At 67.3% G+C, this 20,587-nt stretch carries 22 protein-coding genes; 14 read left to right on the top strand and 8 right to left on the bottom strand.

Going from position 1 to position 20,587, the window contains the following annotated elements; genetic code table 11:
- Positions 1–45: 45 nt before the first annotated feature.
- The 5 genes from BMI01S_RS18755 to BMI01S_RS18735 are packed head-to-tail and all read left to right on the top strand — an operon-like array spanning position 46 to position 5,342.
- Positions 46–1,059: an ABC transporter permease subunit gene (locus tag BMI01S_RS18755; RefSeq protein ID WP_028212066.1), complete on the top strand. Its 1,014-nt coding sequence runs from the start codon at positions 46–48 to the stop codon at positions 1,057–1,059.
- 54 nt (positions 1,060–1,113) lie between these two features.
- The gene (locus tag BMI01S_RS18750) at positions 1,114–2,031 is read left to right on the top strand and encodes an ABC transporter permease subunit (protein ID WP_028212067.1); all 918 of its coding nucleotides are present in this window, start codon (positions 1,114–1,116) and stop codon (positions 2,029–2,031) included.
- 2 nt (positions 2,032–2,033) lie between these two features.
- Entirely contained in the window at positions 2,034–3,032 is a 999-nt protein-coding gene (locus BMI01S_RS18745; protein WP_028231379.1) for an ABC transporter ATP-binding protein, read from the top strand.
- Positions 3,029–4,063 carry a peptide ABC transporter ATP-binding protein gene (locus tag BMI01S_RS18740; protein WP_028212069.1) on the top strand — a complete coding sequence of 345 codons (1,035 nt, stop codon included), beginning with the start codon at positions 3,029–3,031 and terminating at the stop codon, positions 4,061–4,063. The genes BMI01S_RS18745 and BMI01S_RS18740 overlap by 4 nt, the downstream gene beginning before the upstream one ends.
- Positions 4,041–5,342: a TraB/GumN family protein gene (locus BMI01S_RS18735; RefSeq protein WP_028212070.1), complete on the top strand. Its 1,302-nt coding sequence runs from the start codon at positions 4,041–4,043 to the stop codon at positions 5,340–5,342. The genes BMI01S_RS18740 and BMI01S_RS18735 overlap by 23 nt, the downstream gene beginning before the upstream one ends.
- A 177-nt stretch (positions 5,343–5,519) precedes the next feature.
- Here the strand turns inward: BMI01S_RS18735 and BMI01S_RS18730 are convergent, their stop codons facing one another.
- The 5 genes from BMI01S_RS18730 to pxpB all read right to left on the bottom strand — a co-directional run bounded on the left by BMI01S_RS18730 (position 5,520) and on the right by pxpB (position 9,961).
- The gene (locus BMI01S_RS18730) at positions 5,520–6,473 is read right to left on the bottom strand and encodes a DUF979 domain-containing protein (RefSeq protein ID WP_028231380.1); all 954 of its coding nucleotides are present in this window, start codon (positions 6,471–6,473) and stop codon (positions 5,520–5,522) included.
- Positions 6,470–7,222 (bottom strand): DUF969 domain-containing protein, encoded by a 753-nt coding sequence (locus BMI01S_RS18725; protein WP_028212072.1) that lies wholly within the window; start codon positions 7,220–7,222, stop codon positions 6,470–6,472. Before BMI01S_RS18725 ends, BMI01S_RS18730 begins: the two co-directional genes overlap by 4 nt.
- Before the next feature lie 219 nt (positions 7,223–7,441).
- On the bottom strand, positions 7,442–8,197 hold the full coding sequence (gene pxpA / locus BMI01S_RS18720; RefSeq protein ID WP_028212073.1) for a 5-oxoprolinase subunit PxpA: 756 nt from the start codon (positions 8,195–8,197) through the stop codon (positions 7,442–7,444).
- A 40-nt stretch (positions 8,198–8,237) separates the two neighbouring features.
- A complete protein-coding gene (locus tag BMI01S_RS18715; RefSeq protein WP_028212074.1) occupies positions 8,238–9,305 on the bottom strand; it encodes a 5-oxoprolinase subunit C family protein in 1,068 nt (355 codons plus the stop codon).
- A complete protein-coding gene (pxpB, locus tag BMI01S_RS18710) occupies positions 9,302–9,961 on the bottom strand; it encodes a 5-oxoprolinase subunit PxpB (RefSeq protein WP_036019022.1) in 660 nt (219 codons plus the stop codon). The genes BMI01S_RS18715 and pxpB overlap by 4 nt, the downstream gene beginning before the upstream one ends.
- Before the next feature lie 209 nt (positions 9,962–10,170).
- Between pxpB and BMI01S_RS18705 the strand changes: the two genes are divergently transcribed.
- The gene (locus tag BMI01S_RS18705) at positions 10,171–10,683 is read left to right on the top strand and encodes a winged helix DNA-binding protein (RefSeq protein ID WP_028212076.1); all 513 of its coding nucleotides are present in this window, start codon (positions 10,171–10,173) and stop codon (positions 10,681–10,683) included.
- Positions 10,684–10,712: 29 nt separating this feature from the next.
- On the opposite strand, the gene BMI01S_RS18700 is transcribed toward BMI01S_RS18705, so the two are convergent.
- The gene (locus tag BMI01S_RS18700; RefSeq protein WP_028212077.1) at positions 10,713–11,327 is read right to left on the bottom strand and encodes a 5-formyltetrahydrofolate cyclo-ligase; all 615 of its coding nucleotides are present in this window, start codon (positions 11,325–11,327) and stop codon (positions 10,713–10,715) included.
- Positions 11,328–11,347: 20 nt separating this feature from the next.
- Between BMI01S_RS18700 and BMI01S_RS18695 the strand changes: the two genes are divergently transcribed.
- From BMI01S_RS18695 to BMI01S_RS18680, 4 genes are all read left to right on the top strand, one after another.
- Positions 11,348–13,321 carry a lytic transglycosylase domain-containing protein gene (locus BMI01S_RS18695; RefSeq protein ID WP_028212078.1) on the top strand — a complete coding sequence of 658 codons (1,974 nt, stop codon included), beginning with the start codon at positions 11,348–11,350 and terminating at the stop codon, positions 13,319–13,321.
- Positions 13,322–13,468: 147 nt separating this feature from the next.
- Complete coding sequence (locus BMI01S_RS18690) at positions 13,469–14,425, top strand: complex I NDUFA9 subunit family protein (RefSeq protein ID WP_028212079.1); 957 nt, start codon at positions 13,469–13,471, stop codon at positions 14,423–14,425.
- Between the two features lie 47 nt (positions 14,426–14,472).
- Positions 14,473–15,123: a glutathione S-transferase family protein gene (locus BMI01S_RS18685; protein ID WP_028212080.1), complete on the top strand. Its 651-nt coding sequence runs from the start codon at positions 14,473–14,475 to the stop codon at positions 15,121–15,123.
- On the top strand, positions 15,120–16,373 hold the full coding sequence (locus BMI01S_RS18680) for a multifunctional CCA addition/repair protein (RefSeq protein ID WP_028231381.1): 1,254 nt from the start codon (positions 15,120–15,122) through the stop codon (positions 16,371–16,373). The genes BMI01S_RS18685 and BMI01S_RS18680 overlap by 4 nt, the downstream gene beginning before the upstream one ends.
- A gap of 39 nt (positions 16,374–16,412) precedes the next feature.
- On the opposite strand, the gene BMI01S_RS18675 is transcribed toward BMI01S_RS18680, so the two are convergent.
- Together BMI01S_RS18675 and BMI01S_RS18670 are read right to left on the bottom strand one after the other, a co-directional pair.
- Complete coding sequence (locus BMI01S_RS18675; RefSeq protein ID WP_028212082.1) at positions 16,413–16,607, bottom strand: DUF2905 domain-containing protein; 195 nt, start codon at positions 16,605–16,607, stop codon at positions 16,413–16,415.
- 19 nt (positions 16,608–16,626) lie between these two features.
- Positions 16,627–17,829, bottom strand: a complete 1,203-nt coding sequence (locus tag BMI01S_RS18670; protein ID WP_028231382.1) for a class I SAM-dependent methyltransferase — start codon at positions 17,827–17,829, stop codon at positions 16,627–16,629.
- A gap of 52 nt (positions 17,830–17,881) precedes the next feature.
- On the opposite strand from BMI01S_RS18670, the gene BMI01S_RS18665 reads away from it, so the two are divergent.
- The 4 genes from BMI01S_RS18665 to BMI01S_RS43975 all read left to right on the top strand — a co-directional run.
- Complete coding sequence (locus BMI01S_RS18665; protein WP_028231383.1) at positions 17,882–18,706, top strand: SDR family oxidoreductase; 825 nt, start codon at positions 17,882–17,884, stop codon at positions 18,704–18,706.
- 210 nt (positions 18,707–18,916) lie between these two features.
- Positions 18,917–19,312, top strand: coding sequence for a dihydroneopterin aldolase (locus BMI01S_RS18660; protein WP_028212085.1), 396 nt, complete (start codon positions 18,917–18,919; stop codon positions 19,310–19,312).
- Positions 19,313–19,315: 3 nt separating this feature from the next.
- Positions 19,316–20,311, top strand: a complete 996-nt coding sequence (gene ttcA, locus BMI01S_RS18655) for a tRNA 2-thiocytidine(32) synthetase TtcA (protein ID WP_028231384.1) — start codon at positions 19,316–19,318, stop codon at positions 20,309–20,311.
- A 190-nt stretch (positions 20,312–20,501) separates the two neighbouring features.
- Positions 20,502–20,587: 2-C-methyl-D-erythritol 4-phosphate cytidylyltransferase (locus tag BMI01S_RS43975; protein ID WP_174480112.1), on the top strand; the 86-nt coding region annotated here is incomplete at its 3' end.

The raw sequence follows: 20,587 nt of genomic DNA, 5'->3' as shown, positions 1-20,587 counted from the left end.
TGTCGCCGGTTGCGTTTCATTTCAAGCTTTTTGGGGGAACATCATATGTTCCGCTTCGTATTGCGCCGCATCGGCATGGTGATTCCGACGTTCATCGGCATCACCATTCTGGCGTTCGCACTCATTCACCTGATTCCGGGCGATCCCATCGAAGTGATGATGGGCGAGCGCGGCGTCGATCCGCAAATGCACGCCGAGGCGATGCACCGCCTGGGGCTCGACGAGCCCCTGCCGATGCAGTACCTGCACTACGTCTGGCACGCGGTGCACGGCAATCTCGGCACCTCGATCATCACCAACACGAGCGTGATGGGCGAGTTTCTCGCGCGCTTTCCCGCCACCGTCGAGCTCTCGATCTGCGCGCTCATCTTCGCGCTCGCGATCGGCTTGCCCGCCGGCGTGTTCGCGGCGTTGAGGCGCGGCACCGCCGTCGACCATGGCGTAATGGGCACCGCGCTCACCGGCTACTCCATGCCGATCTTCTGGTGGGGGCTCATCCTCATCATGGTGTTCTCGTCGAAGCTCGGCTGGACGCCTGTGTCGGGGCGCATCGCCGTGGAATTCGACATTCCGCACGTCACGGGCTTCATGCTGATCGACTCGCTCCTGCCCGGCACCGACGAAGGCGCGTTCCGGTCCGCGTTGAGCCATCTGATCCTGCCCGCGATCGTGCTCGGCACGATTCCGCTCGCCGTGGTCGCGCGCATGACGCGCTCGTCGATGCTCGAAGTGCTGCGCGAGGACTACATCCGCACCGCGCGCGCCAAGGGCCTCTCGCCCCTGCGCGTGATCGTCGTGCACGCGCTGCGCAATGCGCTCATTCCCGTGGTGACCGTGATCGGTCTGCAGGTCGGCACGCTGCTCGCCGGCGCGGTGCTCACCGAAACGTTGTTCTCCTGGCCCGGCATCGGCAAATGGCTGATCGACGCGATCAGCCGGCGCGATTATCCAGTGGTGCAAGGCGGCATTCTCATGATCGCGACGCTCGTGATCGTCGTGAACCTGTTCGTCGATCTGCTGTACGGCGTGCTCAACCCGCGCATTCGACATACGAGGTAAGCGAGCCATGAACATGCACACCCCCCAACACCCCAACCGCGACCAGGAGGCATGATGGCTGACATTCAGAACACCGTGCCTCGCGCCGTCACGCCGCCTTCGGGCCGCGCGCTCGTGCTGCGCGAATTCTGGGCGAACTTCTCGCGCAACAAGGGCGCCGTGAGCGCCGGCGTGATCGTGCTCGTGCTCATCTTCGTCGCGATCTTCGCGCCGCTGATCGCGCCGCACAGCCCCATCGAGCAATACCGCGATTCCGTGAAGATTCCGCCCGCGTGGCTCGACGGCGGCAACTGGAAGTTCATTCTCGGCACCGACGAAGCGGGCCGCGACATCCTCTCGCGTCTCATGTACGGCGCGCGGCTCTCGCTGTGGATCGGCTGCGTTTCGGTCGTGCTCGCGCTGATTCCGGGCATCGTGCTCGGGCTCGTGGCCGCGTTCTTCGAGAAGTGGGCCGACACGCCGATCATGCGTCTCATGGACGTGCTGCTCGCGCTGCCTTCGCTGCTGCTCGCCGTGGCCGTGGTCGCGATCATCGGCCCGGGTCTCACGAACACCATGCTCGCGATCGCGATCGTGGCGCTGCCCGGCTACGTGCGTCTCACGCGCGGCTCGGCTTTGGGCGAACTGCACAAGGAATACGTGACCGCCTCGCGCGTGGCCGGCGCCGGCACGCTGCGCCTGATGTTCTCGCAGGTGCTGCCCAACTGCACGGCGCCGCTCATCGTGCAGGCGACGCTCGGCTTTTCCTCGGCGATTCTCGACGCCGCCGCGCTCGGCTTCCTCGGCCTCGGCGTGCAGCCGCCGAGGGCGGAGTGGGGCGCCATGCTCGCCTCGGCGCGCGACTATATCGACAGCGCATGGTGGATCGTCACGATGCCTGGTCTGTCCATCCTCATTTCGGTGCTCGCGATCAACCTGCTCGGCGACGGGCTGCGCGACGCACTCGATCCCAAGCTCAAGCGGATGGCATGAACATGACCACAGAACTGCTAACTATCCGCAACCTGGCGGTGGACTTCAACGGCCTGCCTGCCGTGGACCGCGTGAATCTCTCGGTGGGGCCGGGCGAAGTGCTCGGCATCGTCGGCGAATCGGGCTCGGGCAAGAGCGTGACGATGATGGCGCTCATGGGCCTCATCGACGCCCCCGGCAAGGTGAGCGCCGACTCGATCACGTTCGACGGACGGGATCTGCTCAACGCCACGGGCAAGGAGCGCCGCGGCATCGTCGGCAAGGACATCGCGATGGTGTTCCAGGACGCGCTCACGAGCCTGAACCCGAGCTACACGGTCGGCTATCAGATCAAGGAAGTGCTGAAGCTGCACGAAGGCTTGCGCGGCGCCGCGCTGCACGCGCGCGCCCTGGAGCTGCTCGATCAGGTCGGCATTCCCGACGCGAAGAACCGCATCGACAACTTTCCGCACCAGATGTCGGGCGGCATGAACCAGCGCGTGATGATCGCGATGGCCGTGGCCTGCAACCCGAAGCTGCTGATCGCCGACGAGCCCACCACGGCGCTCGACGTGACGATCCAGGCGCAGATCATGGAGCTGCTCGTGCGCCTGCAGAAGGAGCGCGGCATGGCGCTCGTGCTGATTTCGCACGATCTGGCCGTGGTTTCGGAAGTCGCGCAGCGCGTGGCCGTGATGTACGCGGGCGAGATCATCGAAACGAACCGCGTGCCCGATATCTTCTCGCGTCCGCATCATCCGTACACGGAGGCGCTGCTCGCCGCCATTCCCGAGCACAACAAGGGGGCGATGCGGCTTGCCGCGCTGCCCGGCATGGTGCCCGGACGCGACGACCGGCCGGGCGGTTGTCTTTTCGCGCCGCGCTGCAAATACGTGGTGGACGACTGCATGAAGGCGCGCCCCGCGCTCGACGCGGTGGCGGATGAGAGCGGCTACGCGCAAGTGCGCTGCATCAAGCCGCTGAACGCGGCGGTGAATCTTTCCCAAGGAGGCGCGCGATGAACGCAGTCCAGCAACACGCGGCTCATGAGGACCACAAGGAAGACAAGGTTCTCGTCGCGGAAGATCTCAAGAAGCACTACACCGTCAAGCGCGGCATGTTCGGCTCGGGCACCGTGAAGGCGCTCAACGGCGTATCGTTTTCGCTCACGCGCGGGCGCACCCTCGCCGTGGTGGGCGAGTCGGGTTGCGGCAAATCGACGCTCGCGCGCCAGCTCACGATGATCGAGCCGCCCACCTCGGGCAAGCTCACCATCGACGGCGAAGACGTTGCGCACGCCAACACCGCGAAGATCGCCGCGCTGCGCCGCCGCGTACAGATGGTGTTCCAGAACCCGTTCGCCTCGCTCAACCCGCGCAAGACCGTGGAGCAGACGCTCGGCGAGCCGCTCGCGATCAACACGCGGCTCACGGCCAGCGAGCGCGCGGACCGCATCGCGCACATGATGCGCATCGTGGGCCTGCGTCCCGAGCACGCCAAGCGCTACCCGCACATGTTTTCGGGCGGCCAGCGCCAGCGCGTGGCGATCGCGCGCGCGATGATCCTCGACCCGCAGATCGTCGTGGCCGACGAGCCGGTCTCCGCGCTCGATGTCTCGATCCAGGCGCAGATCCTCAATCTGTTCATGGACTTGCAGGAGCAGTTCCGCACGAGCTACGTGTTCATTTCGCACAACCTGGCCGTGGTCGAGCACATCGCCGACGACGTGATGGTCATGTACCTGGGCGGCGTGGCGGAACTCGGCGACAAGCACACGGTGATCTCGCGTCCGCGCCATCCGTACACGCGCTCGCTGCTCTCGGCCACGCCCGCGATCTTCGAAGAGGATCGCCGCGTGAAGATCAAGCTCGAGGGCGAATTGCCTTCGCCGCTCAATCCGCCATCTGGTTGCACGTTCCATCAACGGTGTCCATACGCGATCGAGAGATGTCGTAAGGAAGTCCCCGCACTTCGCGAAGTCGATGGCCGTCAGGTATCCTGCCATCGTGCAGAGGAGGTGGGGGAAGAGGATGGGCGGCCCATGCCGGCCTGAAGCGACGGCGGCGCGTCGTTTTATGTTTGCGCGCCGCCTGCTGTGGGGCGGCCGTCGCGCCGCCTTTTTCGTTGTTTTTTCCACCGTTTTTTTCACCGCTTTATCTACCGTCGCGCTGGCTGCTCTCGCCGTGTTTGCGGGGCGGTGCGCGGCTCGTCGGGTGACATTCGGTTTGGCTTGTGGCGTGCCTTTTAGTGTGGCGTTCCGTGCGTTGCTGAGGATGGCGCCGAGCGCGGCGCTCGTGCTGGCGCTCGCATGCAGCGCCCTGGCGGCATTGCCTGGCGTCGCCTTAGCCGCGGGTGCCGCCGCCCATACGCCGGGCGTGCGCCCTGCCGTGCCCGTACCGCGTGGCTCGAGCGGCGGCATTCCCGGCTTTCACGCCGCGCCCGCCGTGCCGAGCTATGCCTCGGGCACGACGGCTGGCGGCCCGGTGCGCACGCAACCGGCGCGCATGCCGTTCTACGTCGCCACGCGCGGCAATCTCACCCTCTATCTGCTCGGCACGCTGCACGTGGGCGACCCCGCCGACTATCCGCCGGGCCAGCCGTTTCGTCCGCAGATTCTCGCGGCGCTGGCCGCCTCGCCCATTCTCGCGCTGGAGCTTTCCCCCGACGATCTGCTCGTTTCCCAGGACGACGTCTCGAAATATGGCGTCTGCCGGCGGCCCTGCCTGCCCGGTCTCTTGCCCGATCCGCTCTGGCAGAAACTGGCGGCGCGCATGCGCGGCAATCCCGAAGCGCTTGCCGAGATCCGCAAGATGCGGCCGTGGCTCGCCTCGCTGCTCGTGGAGACCTACGATTCGCTGAGCGCCGGCCTGCAGACCGAGTACGGCACCGAGGCGCAATTGCAGAACGTGTTCCTGCGCTGGAAGGACCGCCGCATCGTCGGACTGGAGACGCTCGCCGAGCAGATGCGCACCTTCACGAACCTGAGCCTCGCGCAGCAACGCGAAATGCTCGCGCAGGATCTGGCGCAGACGCCGGCGCAAAACGTCGCCGACGTCCAGACGCTCCTGCACCTGTGGCGCGTGGGCGACGCCGACGCGATCGCCGCGTGGGATTCGGCGCGTACCGAAAAGCTCTCGCACGATGCGCGCGTGGCGGCATCGGTCGACAACCGCATCGTCTACGAGCGCAACCGGCGCTTCGTTTCGCGCATGCAGCAATACGTGGCGCCCAACAAGCCGCTCTTCGTGGCGGTCGGCGCGCTTCACCTGGGCGGCCCGAGGGGCGTGCTCGAACTGCTGCGCCAGCGCGGCTTCACGGTCGAGCCGGGCTGAAGGGCAGATACCCTGCGTTCCTGACGCGAGGCGTTCGCGCTGGCGCGAACACGCTTGGTCGAGCCTCGGCAGGGACGCTCGACGCGGCTTCGTTGCCCAATCACCGTTGCCTTGATTGCAGTAAAAAAGCCGGCTCGCACCGGCTTTTTCGTCCTGTTTCGCGACCGGGCGCGCGCGTCAAAACCCGAACACGTTCAGCAGCACGATATTGGCCGCGAGTATGCCCAGCGCCGTGGGCACCTGCACGCGGATCACCGCGTTCTTGTCGGGCAGTTCCAGCAGCGCCGCGGGCACCATGTTGAAGTTCGCGGCCATCGGCGTCATGAGCGTGCCGCAGTAGCCCGAAAACATGCCGATGGCCGCCATCATCGCCGGATTGACGTGGAACACGCCCACCAGCACCGGCACGCCCACGCCGCCCGTCATTACCGGAAACGCCGCAAAGCCGTTGCCCATGATGATGGTGAAGAGCGCCATCCCGACGCAATACACCACCACGGCGACGAAGCGCACGTCCATGTTGATCCAGGACGTCGTGATGTGCGCGACCGCCTTGCCCACGCCCGCGTCCGAGAACACGAGGCCGAGCATGCCGAGCATTTGCGGCAGCACGGCGGCCCACGAGAGCGCGTCGACGAGGCGGCGCGTTTCCTGCATCGACTGGCCGACGCCGTCGCGCGTGATGATGCACGCGATCACGAGCGCGATCACGCAGCCAGCGCCGAAGCCGATCAGCGTGACGTTCTTGGGGTCGATGAGCGGCGTGCCGCCGAAGACGAGATGGCTCGCCGCGAGCGTGAGTGCGACGGTGATGACGGGAATCGTGAGTGCCGGGACGAAGAGCTTGTTGCCCAGCCGCTTCGCGCTCGCCATGCGCGTCTCGAGCGCGAGCACCTTGGGTTTCGCGGCCGTCACACCGCAGCAGCCCGCAATGAGCGCCATGGCCAGCACGAGTACGCCCACGACTTGGGCGGGCAGCCGGTCGCCAGTCAGAAAGATGAGCGCGTAGAGCAGCCAGAAGCCACCCGCCGTGAAGCGGCGCGGATGCGCGCGATCCACGGCGATCATGCCGCCCACGATCAGCAGAACGATGCCGACCAGCCAGAAGAGCCAGTTGAGTGTGAGCGTCATGCTTCGTCTCCCGAGCGGGTCGCGGAGGCCACCGCGCTGCCGTTGCCGGCTGGCTTGCGCGCGCCGCCCAGCTCGCGTTCGAGCTTGCGATCGAGCAGCCAGAGCCGCGTGCCGTGTATCACGAACGCGCAGATCGCCGTGGGGATGCCCCAGAACGCCACGTGGATCGGCTCGACGGAGACGCCCGCTTCCTTGAGCAGCGTGACCATCAGCACGATTGCGCCGAACGCCACGAAGATGTCCTCGCCGAAGAAGAGGCCGACATTGTCGGTGGCGGCCGAGTACGCGCGCAGCTTGTAGCGCACGGCGTCGGAAATCTTGCCGAAGCGGTTTTCGGTGGCGCCTTCGGCCATGGGGGCGATGAGCGGACGCACCATCTGCGGATGGCCGCCGAGGCCCGTCAAGCCGACTGCCGCCGTGAGCTCGCGCACGAGCAGATAGACGATGAGAAGGCGCCCCGCGGTCGCGGCCTTGATGCTGCCGATCCAGATCTGCGCGCGCTCGCGCAGGCCGTGGCGCTCCAGCAGGCCGATCACGGCGAGCGGCAGCAGGATGATGAGCGGGATGTTGCGGGTCTTGATGAAGCCGGTGCCGATGGCGGCGAGGATCTTGCCGGGCTCGAAGCCCGCGGCGAAACCGGTGACGACGGCCGCCGCGGCGACGATCAGCATCGGATTGAAGCGCAACAGGAAGCCCGCGATGATGACGGCCACGCCGATTAGCGGCCATAGGTTGACGGTGCTCTGCATGTGGATCTCCAAACGTATTGGCTTGTCGTGGTTTGCCGCGGGTCGCGGCTCTGACTTCGCGGCTCTGACGGCCGTTCGTACTACTACGAACCTGCTTGGTATGACTATGCCTGGCAAGCCTCGGCTACCCGAAGGTTTGCCTTGCGAAAAGCTTCTGCGATGCGGCTCCACTGACGCGCGGCCATGCCGCGCGTTCCAGTGTATGGGTGCGGGAGCGCGTCAGACTTCGCCCGCCCCCGCGGGGCGCACGCCGATACCGGCTTCGTCGAGCGCCGTGCGGATGCGCCGCGCGAACGCGAGCGCATGCGGGCCGTCGCCGTGCAGGCAAATGGTCTGCGCATTGAGCGCCACCCAGGCGCCGTCGACGGCCTGCACGCGCTGCTCGCGGATCATCGCGAGCGTGCGCGCGAGCACCGTGTCTTCGTCGTCGAGCAGCGCGCCGGGCTCGCTGCGCGGCACGAGCGAGCCGTCCGCGCGATAGCCGCGGTCCGCGAACACTTCTTCCACCGCCACGAGCCCCGCCTCGCGTGCCGCCGTGACGAGCCCGCTGCCCGCGAGCGCGAACACGGTCACCGAGGGATCGAAGTCGTGCACGGCGGAAACGATCGCCTCGGCGATCCGGGGGTCGCGCGCGGCCTGGTTGTAGAGCGCGCCATGCGGCTTCACGTGGGCAATGCGGCCTCCTTCGGCCTGGGCAATCGCGGAGAGCGCGCCCAGTTGATAGAGCACGCCCGCGTAGATTTCCTCGGCCGGCAGGTTCATCTCCTTGCGGCCGAAGTTCTCAGGGTCGTTGAAGCTCGGGTGCGCGCCGATCGACACGCCTTTTTCCACGGCCCAGCGCACGCATTCGCGCATCGCATTGGCGCCGCCCGCGTGCCAGCCGCACGCGATGTTGGCGGAGCTCACGAGGTCGAGCAGCGCCTCGTCGGAGCCGCAGCCTTCGCCGAGATCGGCGTTCAGATCGATGGTGGTCATGGTGTTCCTCTTACTGCGCTTGCTACGGATGGGGCATGAATCACGCGCCGGCGGCCGCGCTCGCGCGGCGGCTCGCGTAGCGCTCGTCGTGCATGGCGATCGCGGCGTCGATCTGCCGCAGATACGCCCGTTCCTCTTCCAGCGCGGCGCGCGCGGCGGCTGGCGTCGCTTCCACGAAGCGCACGCCCGCGCTCAGACGCACTTGCGCCAGCTTCCAGAGATCGGCGCGAATCACGGAGCCGATTTTGGGGTAGCCGCCCGTGGTCTGCGCATCGGCCATCAGGACGATGGGCTGGCCGCTCGGCGGCACCTGGATCGTGCCGGGCAGCACGGCGTGCGAAAGCAGGTCCGCGCCGCTCGTGCGCGCGAGCGGCGTGCCCGCAAGCCGAAAGCCCATGCGGTTGCTGTTGGGCGTGACCTGCCATTCGTCGGACCAGAGCGTGCGCTGCGCCTCGGCCGTGAAGCTGTCGTACTCGGGGCCGCGCAGCACGCGCAGGGGCACGGCCCAGGCCATGCCGTCCGGGTGGCGGCCGCGCCGGTGATGCGGTTCGTCCACCAGCGCGAAGTTGCACCACACGGGCGCCTTCACGCCGAAGGCCGGCGCGCGCGGATCGAGCGCGGCGCGATCGCGGCCCGGCGCGAACGAGGCGCCCGTGGCGAGGCGGTCGCCGTCCTTGAGCGCACGGCCCGCGAGGCCGCCGAAGCCCGCTGCGAGATCGGTGCTGCGCGAGCCGAGCATGGGCAACACGTCGATGCCGCCCGCCACGCACACATAGGCGCGCATGCCGCGCTTCGCGCCGTTGAGCACCAGTTCCTCGCCCGCGGCCACGGGCAGGCTCCACCACGACCAGACGGGGCGCGCGCCCAGCGTGGCGCCGAAGTCGGTGCCGGTGATGGCGATGCGCGTGGCGCGCGCGAAGCGCAGCGCGACGGGGCCGAAGGTGATTTCGATGCCGGCCGCGTCGGGCCGGTTGCCGACGAGGCGATTGCCCACTTCGAGCGAGAGCGCATCGAGCGCGCCGCCGCTGGCGACGCCCAGATGCCGGTAGCCGGGGCGGCCGAGATCCTGGACCGTGGTGAGCAGGCCCGCGCGCAGGACTTCGATCATGCGTGCAGCTCCGCGATGGTGAAGCGCACGCGGTCGCCGGGCATGAGCAGCGTGGGCGGATTGCGCGCGGGGTCGAAAAGCTTGAGCGCGGTGCGGCCGATCAGTTGCCAGCCGCCCGGCGAGGCGGCCGGGTAGATGCCCGTCTGCTCCCCGCCGATGCCCACCGAGCCCGCCGGGACGGCAAGACGCGGCTCGCGCCGCCGCGGCGCGTGCAGCGCGGGTTCGAGGCCGCCGAGATACGCGAAGCCCGGCTGGAAGCCGAGGAAGAACACCGTATAAGCGCCTGCGGCATGGCGCGCGGCGACGTCGGCCGCTGCGAGCCCGCACTGGTGCGCGACCGCTTCCAGATCGGGACCTTCCTCGCCGCCGTAGACCACGGGTATCTCGACTTCGCGGCCCGCCTCGGGCGCGTCTTCGGCGTCGCGCCATGCGTCCCTGAGCGCGCCGGCGAGCGCCGCGGCGTTGGCGGTGAGCGGGTCGAAGGTGATCGTCAGGTTGTTCATGCCGGGCACCACTTCGCGCACGGGCGCCCAGCCGCGCACGAGCGCGGCGACGGCCCAGACGCGGCGCTGCACGTCGAGCGTGGCGGGCGGCGGCGCTTCGCAGACGAGCGCCTCGTCACCGAGAGGAAAGATGCGGGGAGCGGAATTCGGCATGTCGGGATCGATCAGGGGGCGGTTCGGCCGGTCGAAAGAACGGCGCAGGGCAGTGGCCGGCCGGCGGCGTTCCTTTATAGCGTACATTGTCGATAAATTATCTACAAATTATCAATACGCGTTTTCGCCAGGCGCATGCGGAACGCCCTGCAATTACACTCACGCACACCGCTTTGACTCATCGACCACCGACTACCGGGTTATCTGCCATGTCGCGCCAGCCGACCAAGATCGTTTCGTCCGAACATCTCGTCTCCGAGTCGAGCGCCGAGCTTTCCGAGTTCGAGTACGCGCTCATCATGGCGAGCAACGCGTTCAACCGCTGGATGGTGCGTTGCATGTCGGCGGCGGGCGTGAAGGACATGACGCCGATCGAGGTGTCGCTGCTTCATCACGTCGGCCATCGCGAGCGCCGCAAGAAGCTCGCGGATATCTGCTTCGTGCTCAACATCGAGGACACGCACGTGGCCACGTACGCGTTGAAGAAGCTTGTTTCCAGAGGGTATGTAAAAAGCGAAAAGACCGGCAAGGAAGTGTTCTTTTCGGTCACGCCGGAAGGCCAGGCGCTGTGCCTGCGCTATCGCGACGTGCGCGAGAGCTGCCTCATTGCGACGCTCAAGGAAAGCGGCCTCACGAACCAGCAGATCGGCGACGCCGCGCAGCTCATGCGCAATGCGTCTGGGCTCTACGACACGGCCGCACGCGCGGCGGCTTCGCTTTGATGCGATTCGTCTGATGCGTGCACGCGCTTTCAGCGAGCGCGCGAACGTTGACAAAGGTGCGTGGCGGCTTCCGTCACCACGGCGTCGAGCGGCAGGTCGTGCGCCTCGCGCGCGAGCACGCCGTCGTCGATGCGGCACGCTTCATATGCAATGCCAACCGTGACGGGCAAGGCCGCGCCCGGCCATGCGGCGAGCGTGCGGTCGTAGTAGCCGCCGCCGTAACCCAGCCGGTAGCCGTCGCGATCGAAACCCACGCAAGGCACGAGCAGGAGCTCGGGCGTGAGCGCCTCTTGCGCCAGCGGCTCGGGAATGCCGTGATGGCCTTCGCGCATCGGCGCATCGGGCGTCCATGCGTGGAAGACGAGCGGTGCGTGGCGCTCGGCAATGGCGGGGAGGGCGGCGCGGCGCGAGGCATCCTGTGCGAGCCATGCGGCGATCCAGGCGCGCGCATCGAACTCGCCGCGCAAGGGCCAATAGAACCCGATCGAACGCGGCGCAAATTGCGCGATGAGCGCTTCGAGACGAACCGTCAATGCCTCACCGATTGCCGCGTTGGAAGCCGCCTCGATTCGCCGGGGAAGGAGCCTTGCACGCCAGTCCTTTTTGGATTCCGCATGGGGGTTGCGTGCTATCCTTTGGGTCACTTCGCGCTCCAGAAATAACGATGTCCAAACGCCTCGTCCGAGTATATCGCGTGGTCGGTCTCGCACTGACCGGCGCGGCACTCGTAGCATGCAGCACGGCGTCCGCCGTGCGCCCCGTCGCACTGCCCGTAGGCGCCGTCCTTTCCAACGACGATCAGACCTTCATCCAGCTTCGCGAAGCCGCGCGCAACAATGATCCCGCGCGCGCCGCGCAACTCGCTGCGACGATCCCCGATTACCCGGCGCCTTCGTATCTCGAATACTTCCAGCTCAAGCCGCAGCTCTTCGACTCGCAGGGCCATGCGCGCGTGGACGCGCCCGATGCACCGGTGCAGTCGTTCCTGCAGCGCTACGACGGCCAGGCGATCGCCGACCGCCTGCGCAACGACTATCTGCTCGTGCTCGGCGCGCGCCACGACTGGGCGAACTTCGACCGGCAGTATGCGCGCTTCGTGCTCAACGACGACACGCAGGTGAAGTGCTACGCGCTCGAGTCGCGCGCCGCGCGCGGCGAGAGCGTCGCGGACGATGCGCGCGCGCTGCTCACCGACCCGCGCTATTACGGCGACGGCTGCGTGGATCTCATCACGGCGCTCGCCATCAAGGGCCAGTTTTCGGGCGACGACGTGTGGCAGCAGATCCGCATCGCGTATGAGCAGAACCAGACGTCGACCGGCGCGAAGCTGCTCGACGGCCTCGCGCAGCGCCCCGACCCCACGGCGTTCAGCCAGGCCGTCAGCACGCCGCCGCTCACGCTCGCGCAAGGCGTCACCGCCGATCCGCTATCGCACCAGCTCGCGCTGCTCGCCGTGACGGTGATGGCGAGCAAAGACCCGGCCATGGCCGCGGCGACCTTCGCCACCGTCGCGCCACAGCTCAGTTCGCCGGAGCGCGCGATCGGCTGGGGCACGATCGGTTATCAGGGCGCGCTCAAGCGCCTGCCCGCCGCGCTCGGCTGGTATCGCCTCTCGGTCAACGCGCCGCTCTCGAGCCCCGCGTACGAATGGCGCACCCGCGCGGCGCTGCTGGGCGGCGACTGGACGATGGTGCGCTGGTCGATCGAGCAGATGCCGGCGGCGCTGCGCACGCAACCCTCGTGGGTCTACTGGCACGCGCGCGCGCTCAAGCAGGCGGGCGAAACGGGGCAGGCGAACCAGGAATTCGCGTCGATCTCGCAGGGCTATAACTTCTACGGCCAGCTCGCCACCGAAGAACTCGGCCAGAAGATCACGATTCCGGCCAGGACGACGGTGAGCGACGCGGAAATTGCCCAGGCCGCGCAAACACCGGGCTTCGCGCTCGCGCAGCGCTTCTACGCGCTGAACCTGCGGCTCGAAGGCAACCGCGAATGGAACTGGCCACTGCGCGGCATGAGCGATCGCCAGCTCCTCGCCGTCGCCGAATACGCGAAACGCATCCAGCTGCTCGACCGCACCGTCAACACCGCCGATCGCACGCAAACCGAGCACGACTTCTCGCTGCGCTACCTCGCGCCGTTCCGCGACGTGGTGGAGCGCGACGCGCAGACCAACGGGCTCGACGTCGAATGGGCCTACGGCCTCATCCGCCAGGAATCGCGCTTCATCCTCAACGCGAAGTCGGGCGTGGGCGCGAGCGGCCTCATGCAGATCATGCCGGCCACGGCGCAAATGGTGGCGAAGAAGATCGGCCTCGGCCCGCTCTCGCGTGACCAGCTCGACGATCTGAACACCAATATCCTGCTCGGAACGAACTATCTGTCGATGATCTACAATCAGTTCGACGGCTCGGCCGTGCTCGCCACCGCGGGCTACAACGCCGGGCCGGGGCGCCCGCGCGCGTGGCGCCAGTCGTTGCAGGGCGGCGTCGAAGGCGCCATCTTCGCGGAAACCATCCCGTTCCAGGAAACCCGCGATTACGTGAAAAACGTGTTGTCGAACACGGTCTACTATGCGGCGCTGTTCGAGGGCCGTCCGCAATCGCTGAAGGCGCGTCTCGGCTATATCTCGCCGTAAGCGCCGGGTCGTCACGCCGCGCCGCTTCCCTACTTGTGGACCGCGCGCGGCATGACGGCACGCGGCGTGCTGCGCCTTCTGGCCGGCGCGCTGCGGGACGAACCGGACCTCGTACGCGGCGGCGCCGTCTGCCCGAGGAGGTCGAAGATGAGACATCAAGCCATTGCGGTCATCGGCGGTTCGGGATTCATCGGCAGCCACCTCGTCAACGCGCTCGTCGAGGCGGGCAAGGACGTACGCATCGCCACCCGCCGCCGCTACAACGCCCGCCATCTCACCCTGCTGCCCATCGACGTGATCGAGACCGATGTGTCCGATCCGGTCGCGCTCGCCGCCTTCGTCGAGAACGCGGACGCGGTCATCAATCTCGTCGGCACGCTCAATGGCGGCCGCGGCGATCCCTACGGCCCGGGCTTCGCGAAGCTGCACGTCGAGTTGCCCACGAAGATCGTCGCCGCTTGCGAGGGCAAGGGCGTGCACCGGCTCATCCACGTGAGCTCGCTCGGTGCCGACCCGCGCGGGCCGAGCATGTATCTGCGCTCGAAGGGCGACGGCGAAAAAGCCGTGCACGCCTCCACGTCGCTCGCCACGACGATCTTCCGGCCTTCGGTGGTGTTCGGCCCCGAGGACACGTTCCTCAACCGCTTCGCGCTCCTGCAAAGGCTCTTTCCGATCATTCCGCTCGCGATGCCCGATGCGAAGTTCCAGCCGGTGTTCGTCGGCGACGTGTCAAAGGCGATCGTCAACGTGCTCGATCTCGATGCCGCGAGCGGGCACACTTACGAACTCGGCGGCCCGACGGTCTATACGCTCGAGCAGCTGGTGCAGTACTGCGGCGAAGTGATCGGCCGGCGCGCGCGTATCGTGCGGCTGCCCGATGCCTTCGGGCGTCTGCAGGCGCTTTCTTTCGAGATGGCGCCCGGCGTGCCGGTGCTCACGCGCGATAATCTCGATTCGATGAAGGTGGACAGCGTGATGACCGGGCCGCTCGCACCCGAACTCGATATCGACCCGGCGAGCATCGAGACGATCGCGCCGCTCTATCTCGCCGACGCCTCGCTGCGCTCGCGGCTGAACATCTTTCGCGCCAGCGCGCACCGCTGATTCGCCGCTGGCTGGTTTCCCTTCAACTCACTACGGTCATTGGAACAATGAAGCTCGTTATCGGAGACAAGAACTATTCGTCGTGGTCGATGCGCCCGTGGGTGCTGCTCAGGCACTTCGGCATCGCGTTCGAGGAAGTGCTGATCGAGCTCGACGAGCCGGGCACCAGGTCCTCGATCCTCGCGTTTTCGGCCTCGGGCAAGGTGCCGTGCCTCGTCTCCGAAGACGGCTTTGCCGTGTGGGATTCGCTCGCGATTGCCGAGACGCTCGCCGAGCGCTTCCCGCAGCATGCGCTGTGGCCGCGCGATGCGAACGCCCGCGCCCGCGCGCGCAGCGTGAGCGCCGAAATGCATGCGGGCTTCGGCGAATTGCGCAACCACATGCCGATGAACATCCGCAAGGTGAAGCCAGGCGCCGGCGCGACGCCTGGCGCGCTCGCCGATATCGCCCGCATCGACGCGCTCTGGCGCGAGTGTCTTGCAGCGAGCGGCGGCCCCTTCCTGTTCGGCGAATTCGGCATTGCCGATGCCATGTATGCGCCGGTCGTCATGCGCTTCAATAGCTATGCGCCGAAGCTCTCGCCGGAAGCGGCGGCTTACGCGCAGCGCGTGAGCGCGCTGCCCGCCGTGGCCGAGTGGGTCGCAGCCGCGCGCCGCGAAACGCACATCGTCGCCGACGACGAACGCGACGACGAATGAAGATCTATGTCGTAGGCGGTGCGATCCGCGACGAGATGCTCGGGCTGCCCGTGCGCGACCGCGACTATGTCGTGGTGGGCGCGACGCCCGAGCAGATGGCTGCGCAGGGTTATCGTCCGGTGGGCAAGGATTTTCCGGTGTTCCTGCATCCCGAGACCCAGGAGGAGTACGCGCTGGCGCGCACCGAGCGCAAGACGGCCGCGGGCTATCACGGCTTCCAGTTCTTCTACGCGCCCGACGTGACGCTCGAAGAAGATCTTGCGCGCCGCGACCTGACGATCAACGCGATGGCGCGCGAAGTGCAGCCGGGCGGCGTGCTCACGGGGCCGGTCGTCGATCCGTTCGGCGGCGCGCGCGACCTGGAAACGCGCGTGTTTCGTCACGTGAGCGAAGCGTTTCTCGAAGACCCCGTGCGCATCCTGCGCATCGCGCGGTTCGCTGCGCGTTTCGCCGACTTCACCGTTGCGCCTGAAACGCTCGAACTCATGCGCGAAATGGTCGCCTCGGGCGAAGTCGATGCGCTCGTGCCGGAGCGCGTGTGGCAGGAAATCTCGCGCGGGCTCATGGAAGCGAAACCCTCGCGCATGTTCGAGGTGCTGCGCGATTGCGGCGCGCTCGCGCGCGTGCTGCCCGAGGTCGATGCGCTGTGGGGCGTGCCCCAGCGCGCCGACTATCACCCGGAAGTGGACACGGGCGTGCACGTGATGATGGTGATCGACCATGCCGCGGCGCAGGGCTACGCGCTGCCGGTGCGCTTCGCGGCGCTCACGCACGATCTCGGCAAGGGCACGACGCCCGAGGACGTGCTGCCGCGCCACATCGGCCACGAAGGGCGCAGCGTCGAACTGCTGAAGCCGCTTTGCGACCGCCTGCGCGTGCCCAACGACTGCCGCGAACTCGCGGTGCTCGTCGCGCGCGAGCACGGCAACATCCATCGCGTGATGGACATGGGCGCGGCCGCGCTCGTGCGCATGCTCGAACGCTGCGACGCACTGCGCAAGCCCGCGCGTTTCGCCGAGGCGCTGCAGGCCTGCGAGTCGGACTTGCGCGGGCGGCTGAACTGGGAGAACGCGCCTTATCCGCAGGCCGAGCGGCTGCGCGTGGCGCTCGTGGCCGCGCGCGGCGTGGATGCAGGGGCGATCGCCCGCTCGATCGCGGAGTCGGGCGCGAAGGGCGGCGCCGAGAAGATCAAGCTAGCCGTGCACGAGGCGCGCATCGCGGCCGTGGAAGGTGCGCTCGCTTGTGCCTGACGCGCGGCGCGCCGCTTCGGGGCGTTCGTGCGATGGCCCTCAGAGCGCGCGTACGAGCAACGAGAGCGCCATGGAAAGCACGAGCGTCGACATGAATGGCAACGGGTACTCGCGGCCGAAAATGCGCAGCGTGATGTCGCCGGGCAGGCGCCCGATGCCGAGCTTCCTGAGCCACGGCTGGGCGCTGGAGAGAATCGCGACGGCGATGAAGGTGGTGAGGAACCAGCGGATCATGAACGCCTCGGCGTAAGCGTCATAGCGTGTGGCTGCGGTCGCCGCGCGCGAACGCCGTGATGGTTTCGTCGATGCCGCGCGAAAACGCGATCACCTTGAAGAGTTCACCCATCTCGCTTTCCGACACGAGCTTCTGCACCGCGTTCGCGGCGGGCAGGAAGCGCTGCGGATCGCGCGGATCGATTTCGCCGAGCACTTCGGTAATGCCCGCGTTCATCAGAAAACGCGCCTGCGTGGTGTAGCCGAGCAGGTCCGCGCCCGCTTCGACGCCGGCTTCGGCAATGCCCGTGAATTCCACGTGCGCGGTGATGTCCTGCAAGCCGGGGTACAGAAACGGGTCGCCGTGCGCGCGGTGCCGGTAGTGGCACATCAGCGTGCCTTGCGTGCGTTGCGCGTGGTAGTACTCGTGGCGCGGAAACCCATAGTCGATGAAGAAGGCCGCGCCGCGCTGGAGCATCGCGCATACGGTGCGCGTGAACGCGAGCGCCGCTTCGTGCGTTTCGGTCACGTAGTCTTCGCTGCCTTCCACGCCCGCGAGCGCGCCTTCGGGCCAGTTGGCGTCGCGGCCCGAATTCGCGGGCTGATCGGCGAAGACGAACGCGCCTGCGGCGTTCACGCCCACGCCACGCTCGTGCCACACGGCGTCCTTGCGAGCGAAGAGGCGCACCGGCATCGCATCGAGCACTTCGTTGCCGATCACGACACCTTCGAACTGCGCGGGCAGCGCGTCGATCCAGGTCACGCGTGGGAGCAGCGCGGGCGCGAGCTTCGCGAGGGCCTCGCGCTGGCGTTCGCGCAACTCGCCCGACAGATCGACGATCGCGTAGGAATCGAATGGCACGCCCGCGGCGTCGAGGGCGAGCATGACGCCCGCCGCGAGACGGCCGGTGCCCGCGCCGAACTCCATCAGGCGGCGCGTGCCGCTGGCGGCCAGCGCTTCGGCCACGGCGCGTGCGAGCGTCGCGGCGAAGAGCGGCGAAAGCTCGGGCGCGGTCACGAAGTCGCTGCCATCGGCGGCAAAGAGGCCGAACTTGCGCGCGCCGCCGCCGTAATAGCCGAGTCCCGGCGCGTACAGCGCGCGTTCCATGTAGCGGTCGAACGGCAGCCAGCCGCCCGCCGCCGCACTCTCGGCGCGCAGCGTGGCCGCGAGCGCTTCGGACTGCGCGAGCGCGATCGGCTCGGGAACAGGTAAACTATCGGGTTCGTGAGCTTTCGGATTCATCCCGGCATTGTAAATGAGCGCAACTCCCGGCATCCGCCCGGCTGACGCCGGCATGTCCGCCACCCTCCGGGCATCGCACCCCAATTCAGACGCCAATCAGCAAGCGCCTGTGGTGCTGGTGACGGGCGGGGCGCGCCGCATTGGCCGCGAGCTGTCGCTCGGCTTCGCGGCGCGCGGCTGGGACGTCGCGGTGCATTACGGCGAGTCGCGCGAAGCCGCCGATGAAGTGGTCGCCCAGATCGCGGCGCTGGGCCGCAAGGCCGTGGCGCTGCACGCCGATCTGGGCAACGAAGCGGAAGTGGCCCGGCTCGTGCAGGACTGCGCCGCGGCGCTCGGCCGGCCGGCGTGCGTGCTGAACAACGCCTCGCGCTTCGACGAAGACACCGCGCGCGACGTAGGCTATGCGAAGCTGCTGCAGCTCATGGCGATCAACGTGGGCGCGCCGCTCGTGCTGGCGCGCACGCTGTACGAGGCCACGCCCGAAGCGGCAGTGGACGACGAGACGCAGCGCGCCTGTGTGATCAACGTGCTCGACCAGAAGCTGTACAACATGAATCCGGACTATCTGTCGTACACGCTGACGAAGGCCGCGTTGCAGAACGCCACCGTCGCGCTCGCCCAGGCGCTCGCGCCGAAGGTGCGCGTGGTGGGGCTCGCGCCCGGCCTCACGATGCAGTCTGGCGACCAGACACCGGAAACCTTCGCCGCCGCGCACCGGGTCACGCCGCTCAAACGCGCGTCGCGGCCCGCCGATCTCGTGGAAGCCGCGCTGTATCTCGCCGGGGCTTCCGGCGTGACCGGCACGACGCTCGTCGTGGACGGCGGCCAGCACCTCGTGCCGCTGCCACGCGACGTGATGTTTTTGACGGGCGGCTGAAGTACCGTGGTTGCATCGCGCGCGACGCCGCATTTGCAACTAAATGCATAGCGCCGCCGAGCGCAGAACCGCGAGCCAGCGGTACTGACGAACACGAAGGAACGCGAACCGCCGCGCACGAGCGGTTGCGCAGACCGGCTCCAATGACGCCGGGCGCCCGGCGCCCGCATACGTGCGAGAAGACGCACGCTTTTATCGACTGGAAGATACATGTCCACCGTTTTGCTTCACCCCCGGCTCGCCGACTGCCGCCGGCTTTTCCTGCGCGACTACGAAGTGCACATCAACATCGGCGTGCATGACTTCGAAAAGCGCGGCGAACAGCGTGTCGTCATCAACATCGACCTGTTCGTGCCGCTCGCGCTGACCACGCCGCGCGAGGACAAGCTGCGCGAAGTCGTCGACTACGACTTCATGCGTTCGACCGTCGCCGAGCGCGTGGGCAAAGGCCATATCCATCTGCAGGAAACGCTCTGCGACGATCTGGCCGCGGCGCTGCTCTCGCACGAACAGGTGCGCGCGGTGCGCGTCTCGACCGAGAAGCCCGACGTTTATCCGGACTGCGACGCGGTGGGCGTCGAGGTCTTTCGTATCAAAGAGGACTGATTCATGAACGCCCCCGAAACGCTGCCCGTCGGCGAGCACGCCACGAGCGAAGCGCACAACGACGCGCACAACGAAGAAGCGGGCCGCCGCGCGCTCACGCGCCGCGAGCAGAAGGAAGCCTACGAGAACAACAAGCTGTTCAAGCGCATCGTGCGCCAGGTCGGCCAGGCGATCGGCGACTACAACATGATCGAGAACGGCGACAAGGTGATGGTCTGCCTCTCGGGCGGCAAGGACAGCTATGCGCTGCTCGATGTGCTCTTGCGCCTGCGCGAGCGCGCGCCGATCGACTTCGACATCGTCGCCGTGAACCTCGACCAGAAGCAGCCGGGCTTTCCGGAGCACGTGCTGCCCGAGTACCTCGACCGCGTGGGCGTGCCGTATCACATCGAGAATCAGGATACGTACAGCATCGTCAAGCGCCTCGTGCCCGAGGGCAAGACCACGTGCTCGCTGTGCTCGCGCCTGCGGCGCGGCATCCTGTACCGCGTGGCGGGCGAACTGGGCGCGACCAAGATCGCGCTCGGTCACCACCGCGACGACATCCTTCAGACGCTGCTGCTGAACCTGTTCTACGGCGGCAAGCTCAAGGGTATGCCGCCCAAGCTGCAATCGGATGATGGCAAGAACGTCGTGATCCGCCCGCTCGCCTACGTGAAGGAAACCGATCTCGAGAAGTACGCGGTGCTGCGCGAATTCCCGATCATTCCGTGCAACCTGTGCGGCAGCCAGCCGAACCTGAAGCGCGCGGAGATGAAGGCGCTGATCCGCGAGTGGGACAAGCGCTTCCCGGGTCGCATCGAGAACATGTTCAACGCGCTCGGCAACGTCGTGCCTTCGCACCTCATGGACGCGAAGCTGTTCGACTTCGCAGGGCTGCGCGCGACGGGCGTGGCCGATCCGGCGGGCGATATCGCTTTCGACGAGGAGCCGTGTTCGACCGATCCGGCGCCCGCCGATGGCACGACGATCAAGTTCACCCCATTCGACGACATTTGAGCGCCGCCGCTGCGGTTTGCCTGAAACGCTCCGACCCTGCATCGGAGCGTTTTGCTTTGCGCCGGACAGTTTTGAAAAGCCGTTGTAAAAGAGTGTTTATTGAGGACTTGGCGGCCCGTCCTGCGGGCGTGTCGGGCATACCCCGCATGCTAAAATCGGCCGCTTCATTCCCCATTCGCTCACCGATGCAATGAACATCGTGATCCTCGCGGCAGGCATGGGCAAACGCATGCACTCCGCGCTGCCCAAGGTCCTGCATCCGCTCGCCGGCAGGCC

Source organism: Paraburkholderia mimosarum LMG 23256 = NBRC 106338, assembly GCF_000739815.1.
Classification (GTDB): domain Bacteria; phylum Pseudomonadota; class Gammaproteobacteria; order Burkholderiales; family Burkholderiaceae; genus Paraburkholderia; species Paraburkholderia mimosarum.
This window is presented reverse-complemented; position numbering and strand designations above follow the sequence as displayed.

What these genes read in the sequence shown, in the direction of transcription:
- pxpA (WP_028212073.1), bottom strand. Translation starts at nt 8,197, where the DNA reads ATGACCACCATCGATCTGAACGCCGATCTCGGCGAAGGCTGCGGCTCC.
- BMI01S_RS18695 (WP_028212078.1), top strand. Translation starts at nt 11,348, where the DNA reads ATGTCCAAACGCCTCGTCCGAGTATATCGCGTGGTCGGTCTCGCACTG.
- pxpB (WP_036019022.1), bottom strand. Translation starts at nt 9,961, where the DNA reads ATGCCGAATTCCGCTCCCCGCATCTTTCCTCTCGGTGACGAGGCGCTC.
- ttcA (WP_028231384.1), top strand. Translation starts at nt 19,316, where the DNA reads ATGAACGCCCCCGAAACGCTGCCCGTCGGCGAGCACGCCACGAGCGAA.
- BMI01S_RS18660 (WP_028212085.1), top strand. Translation starts at nt 18,917, where the DNA reads ATGTCCACCGTTTTGCTTCACCCCCGGCTCGCCGACTGCCGCCGGCTT.
- BMI01S_RS18675 (WP_028212082.1), bottom strand. Translation starts at nt 16,607, where the DNA reads ATGATCCGCTGGTTCCTCACCACCTTCATCGCCGTCGCGATTCTCTCC.
- BMI01S_RS18730 (WP_028231380.1), bottom strand. Translation starts at nt 6,473, where the DNA reads ATGACGCTCACACTCAACTGGCTCTTCTGGCTGGTCGGCATCGTTCTG.
- BMI01S_RS18735 (WP_028212070.1), top strand. Translation starts at nt 4,041, where the DNA reads ATGGGCGGCCCATGCCGGCCTGAAGCGACGGCGGCGCGTCGTTTTATG.
- BMI01S_RS18690 (WP_028212079.1), top strand. Translation starts at nt 13,469, where the DNA reads ATGAGACATCAAGCCATTGCGGTCATCGGCGGTTCGGGATTCATCGGC.
- BMI01S_RS18665 (WP_028231383.1), top strand. Translation starts at nt 17,882, where the DNA reads ATGTCCGCCACCCTCCGGGCATCGCACCCCAATTCAGACGCCAATCAG.
- BMI01S_RS18755 (WP_028212066.1), top strand. Translation starts at nt 46, where the DNA reads ATGTTCCGCTTCGTATTGCGCCGCATCGGCATGGTGATTCCGACGTTC.
- BMI01S_RS18670 (WP_028231382.1), bottom strand. Translation starts at nt 17,829, where the DNA reads ATGAATCCGAAAGCTCACGAACCCGATAGTTTACCTGTTCCCGAGCCG.
- BMI01S_RS18725 (WP_028212072.1), bottom strand. Translation starts at nt 7,222, where the DNA reads ATGCAGAGCACCGTCAACCTATGGCCGCTAATCGGCGTGGCCGTCATC.
- BMI01S_RS18750 (WP_028212067.1), top strand. Translation starts at nt 1,114, where the DNA reads ATGGCTGACATTCAGAACACCGTGCCTCGCGCCGTCACGCCGCCTTCG.
- BMI01S_RS18685 (WP_028212080.1), top strand. Translation starts at nt 14,473, where the DNA reads ATGAAGCTCGTTATCGGAGACAAGAACTATTCGTCGTGGTCGATGCGC.
- BMI01S_RS18740 (WP_028212069.1), top strand. Translation starts at nt 3,029, where the DNA reads ATGAACGCAGTCCAGCAACACGCGGCTCATGAGGACCACAAGGAAGAC.
- BMI01S_RS18715 (WP_028212074.1), bottom strand. Translation starts at nt 9,305, where the DNA reads ATGATCGAAGTCCTGCGCGCGGGCCTGCTCACCACGGTCCAGGATCTC.
- BMI01S_RS18705 (WP_028212076.1), top strand. Translation starts at nt 10,171, where the DNA reads ATGTCGCGCCAGCCGACCAAGATCGTTTCGTCCGAACATCTCGTCTCC.
- BMI01S_RS18745 (WP_028231379.1), top strand. Translation starts at nt 2,034, where the DNA reads ATGACCACAGAACTGCTAACTATCCGCAACCTGGCGGTGGACTTCAAC.
- BMI01S_RS18680 (WP_028231381.1), top strand. Translation starts at nt 15,120, where the DNA reads ATGAAGATCTATGTCGTAGGCGGTGCGATCCGCGACGAGATGCTCGGG.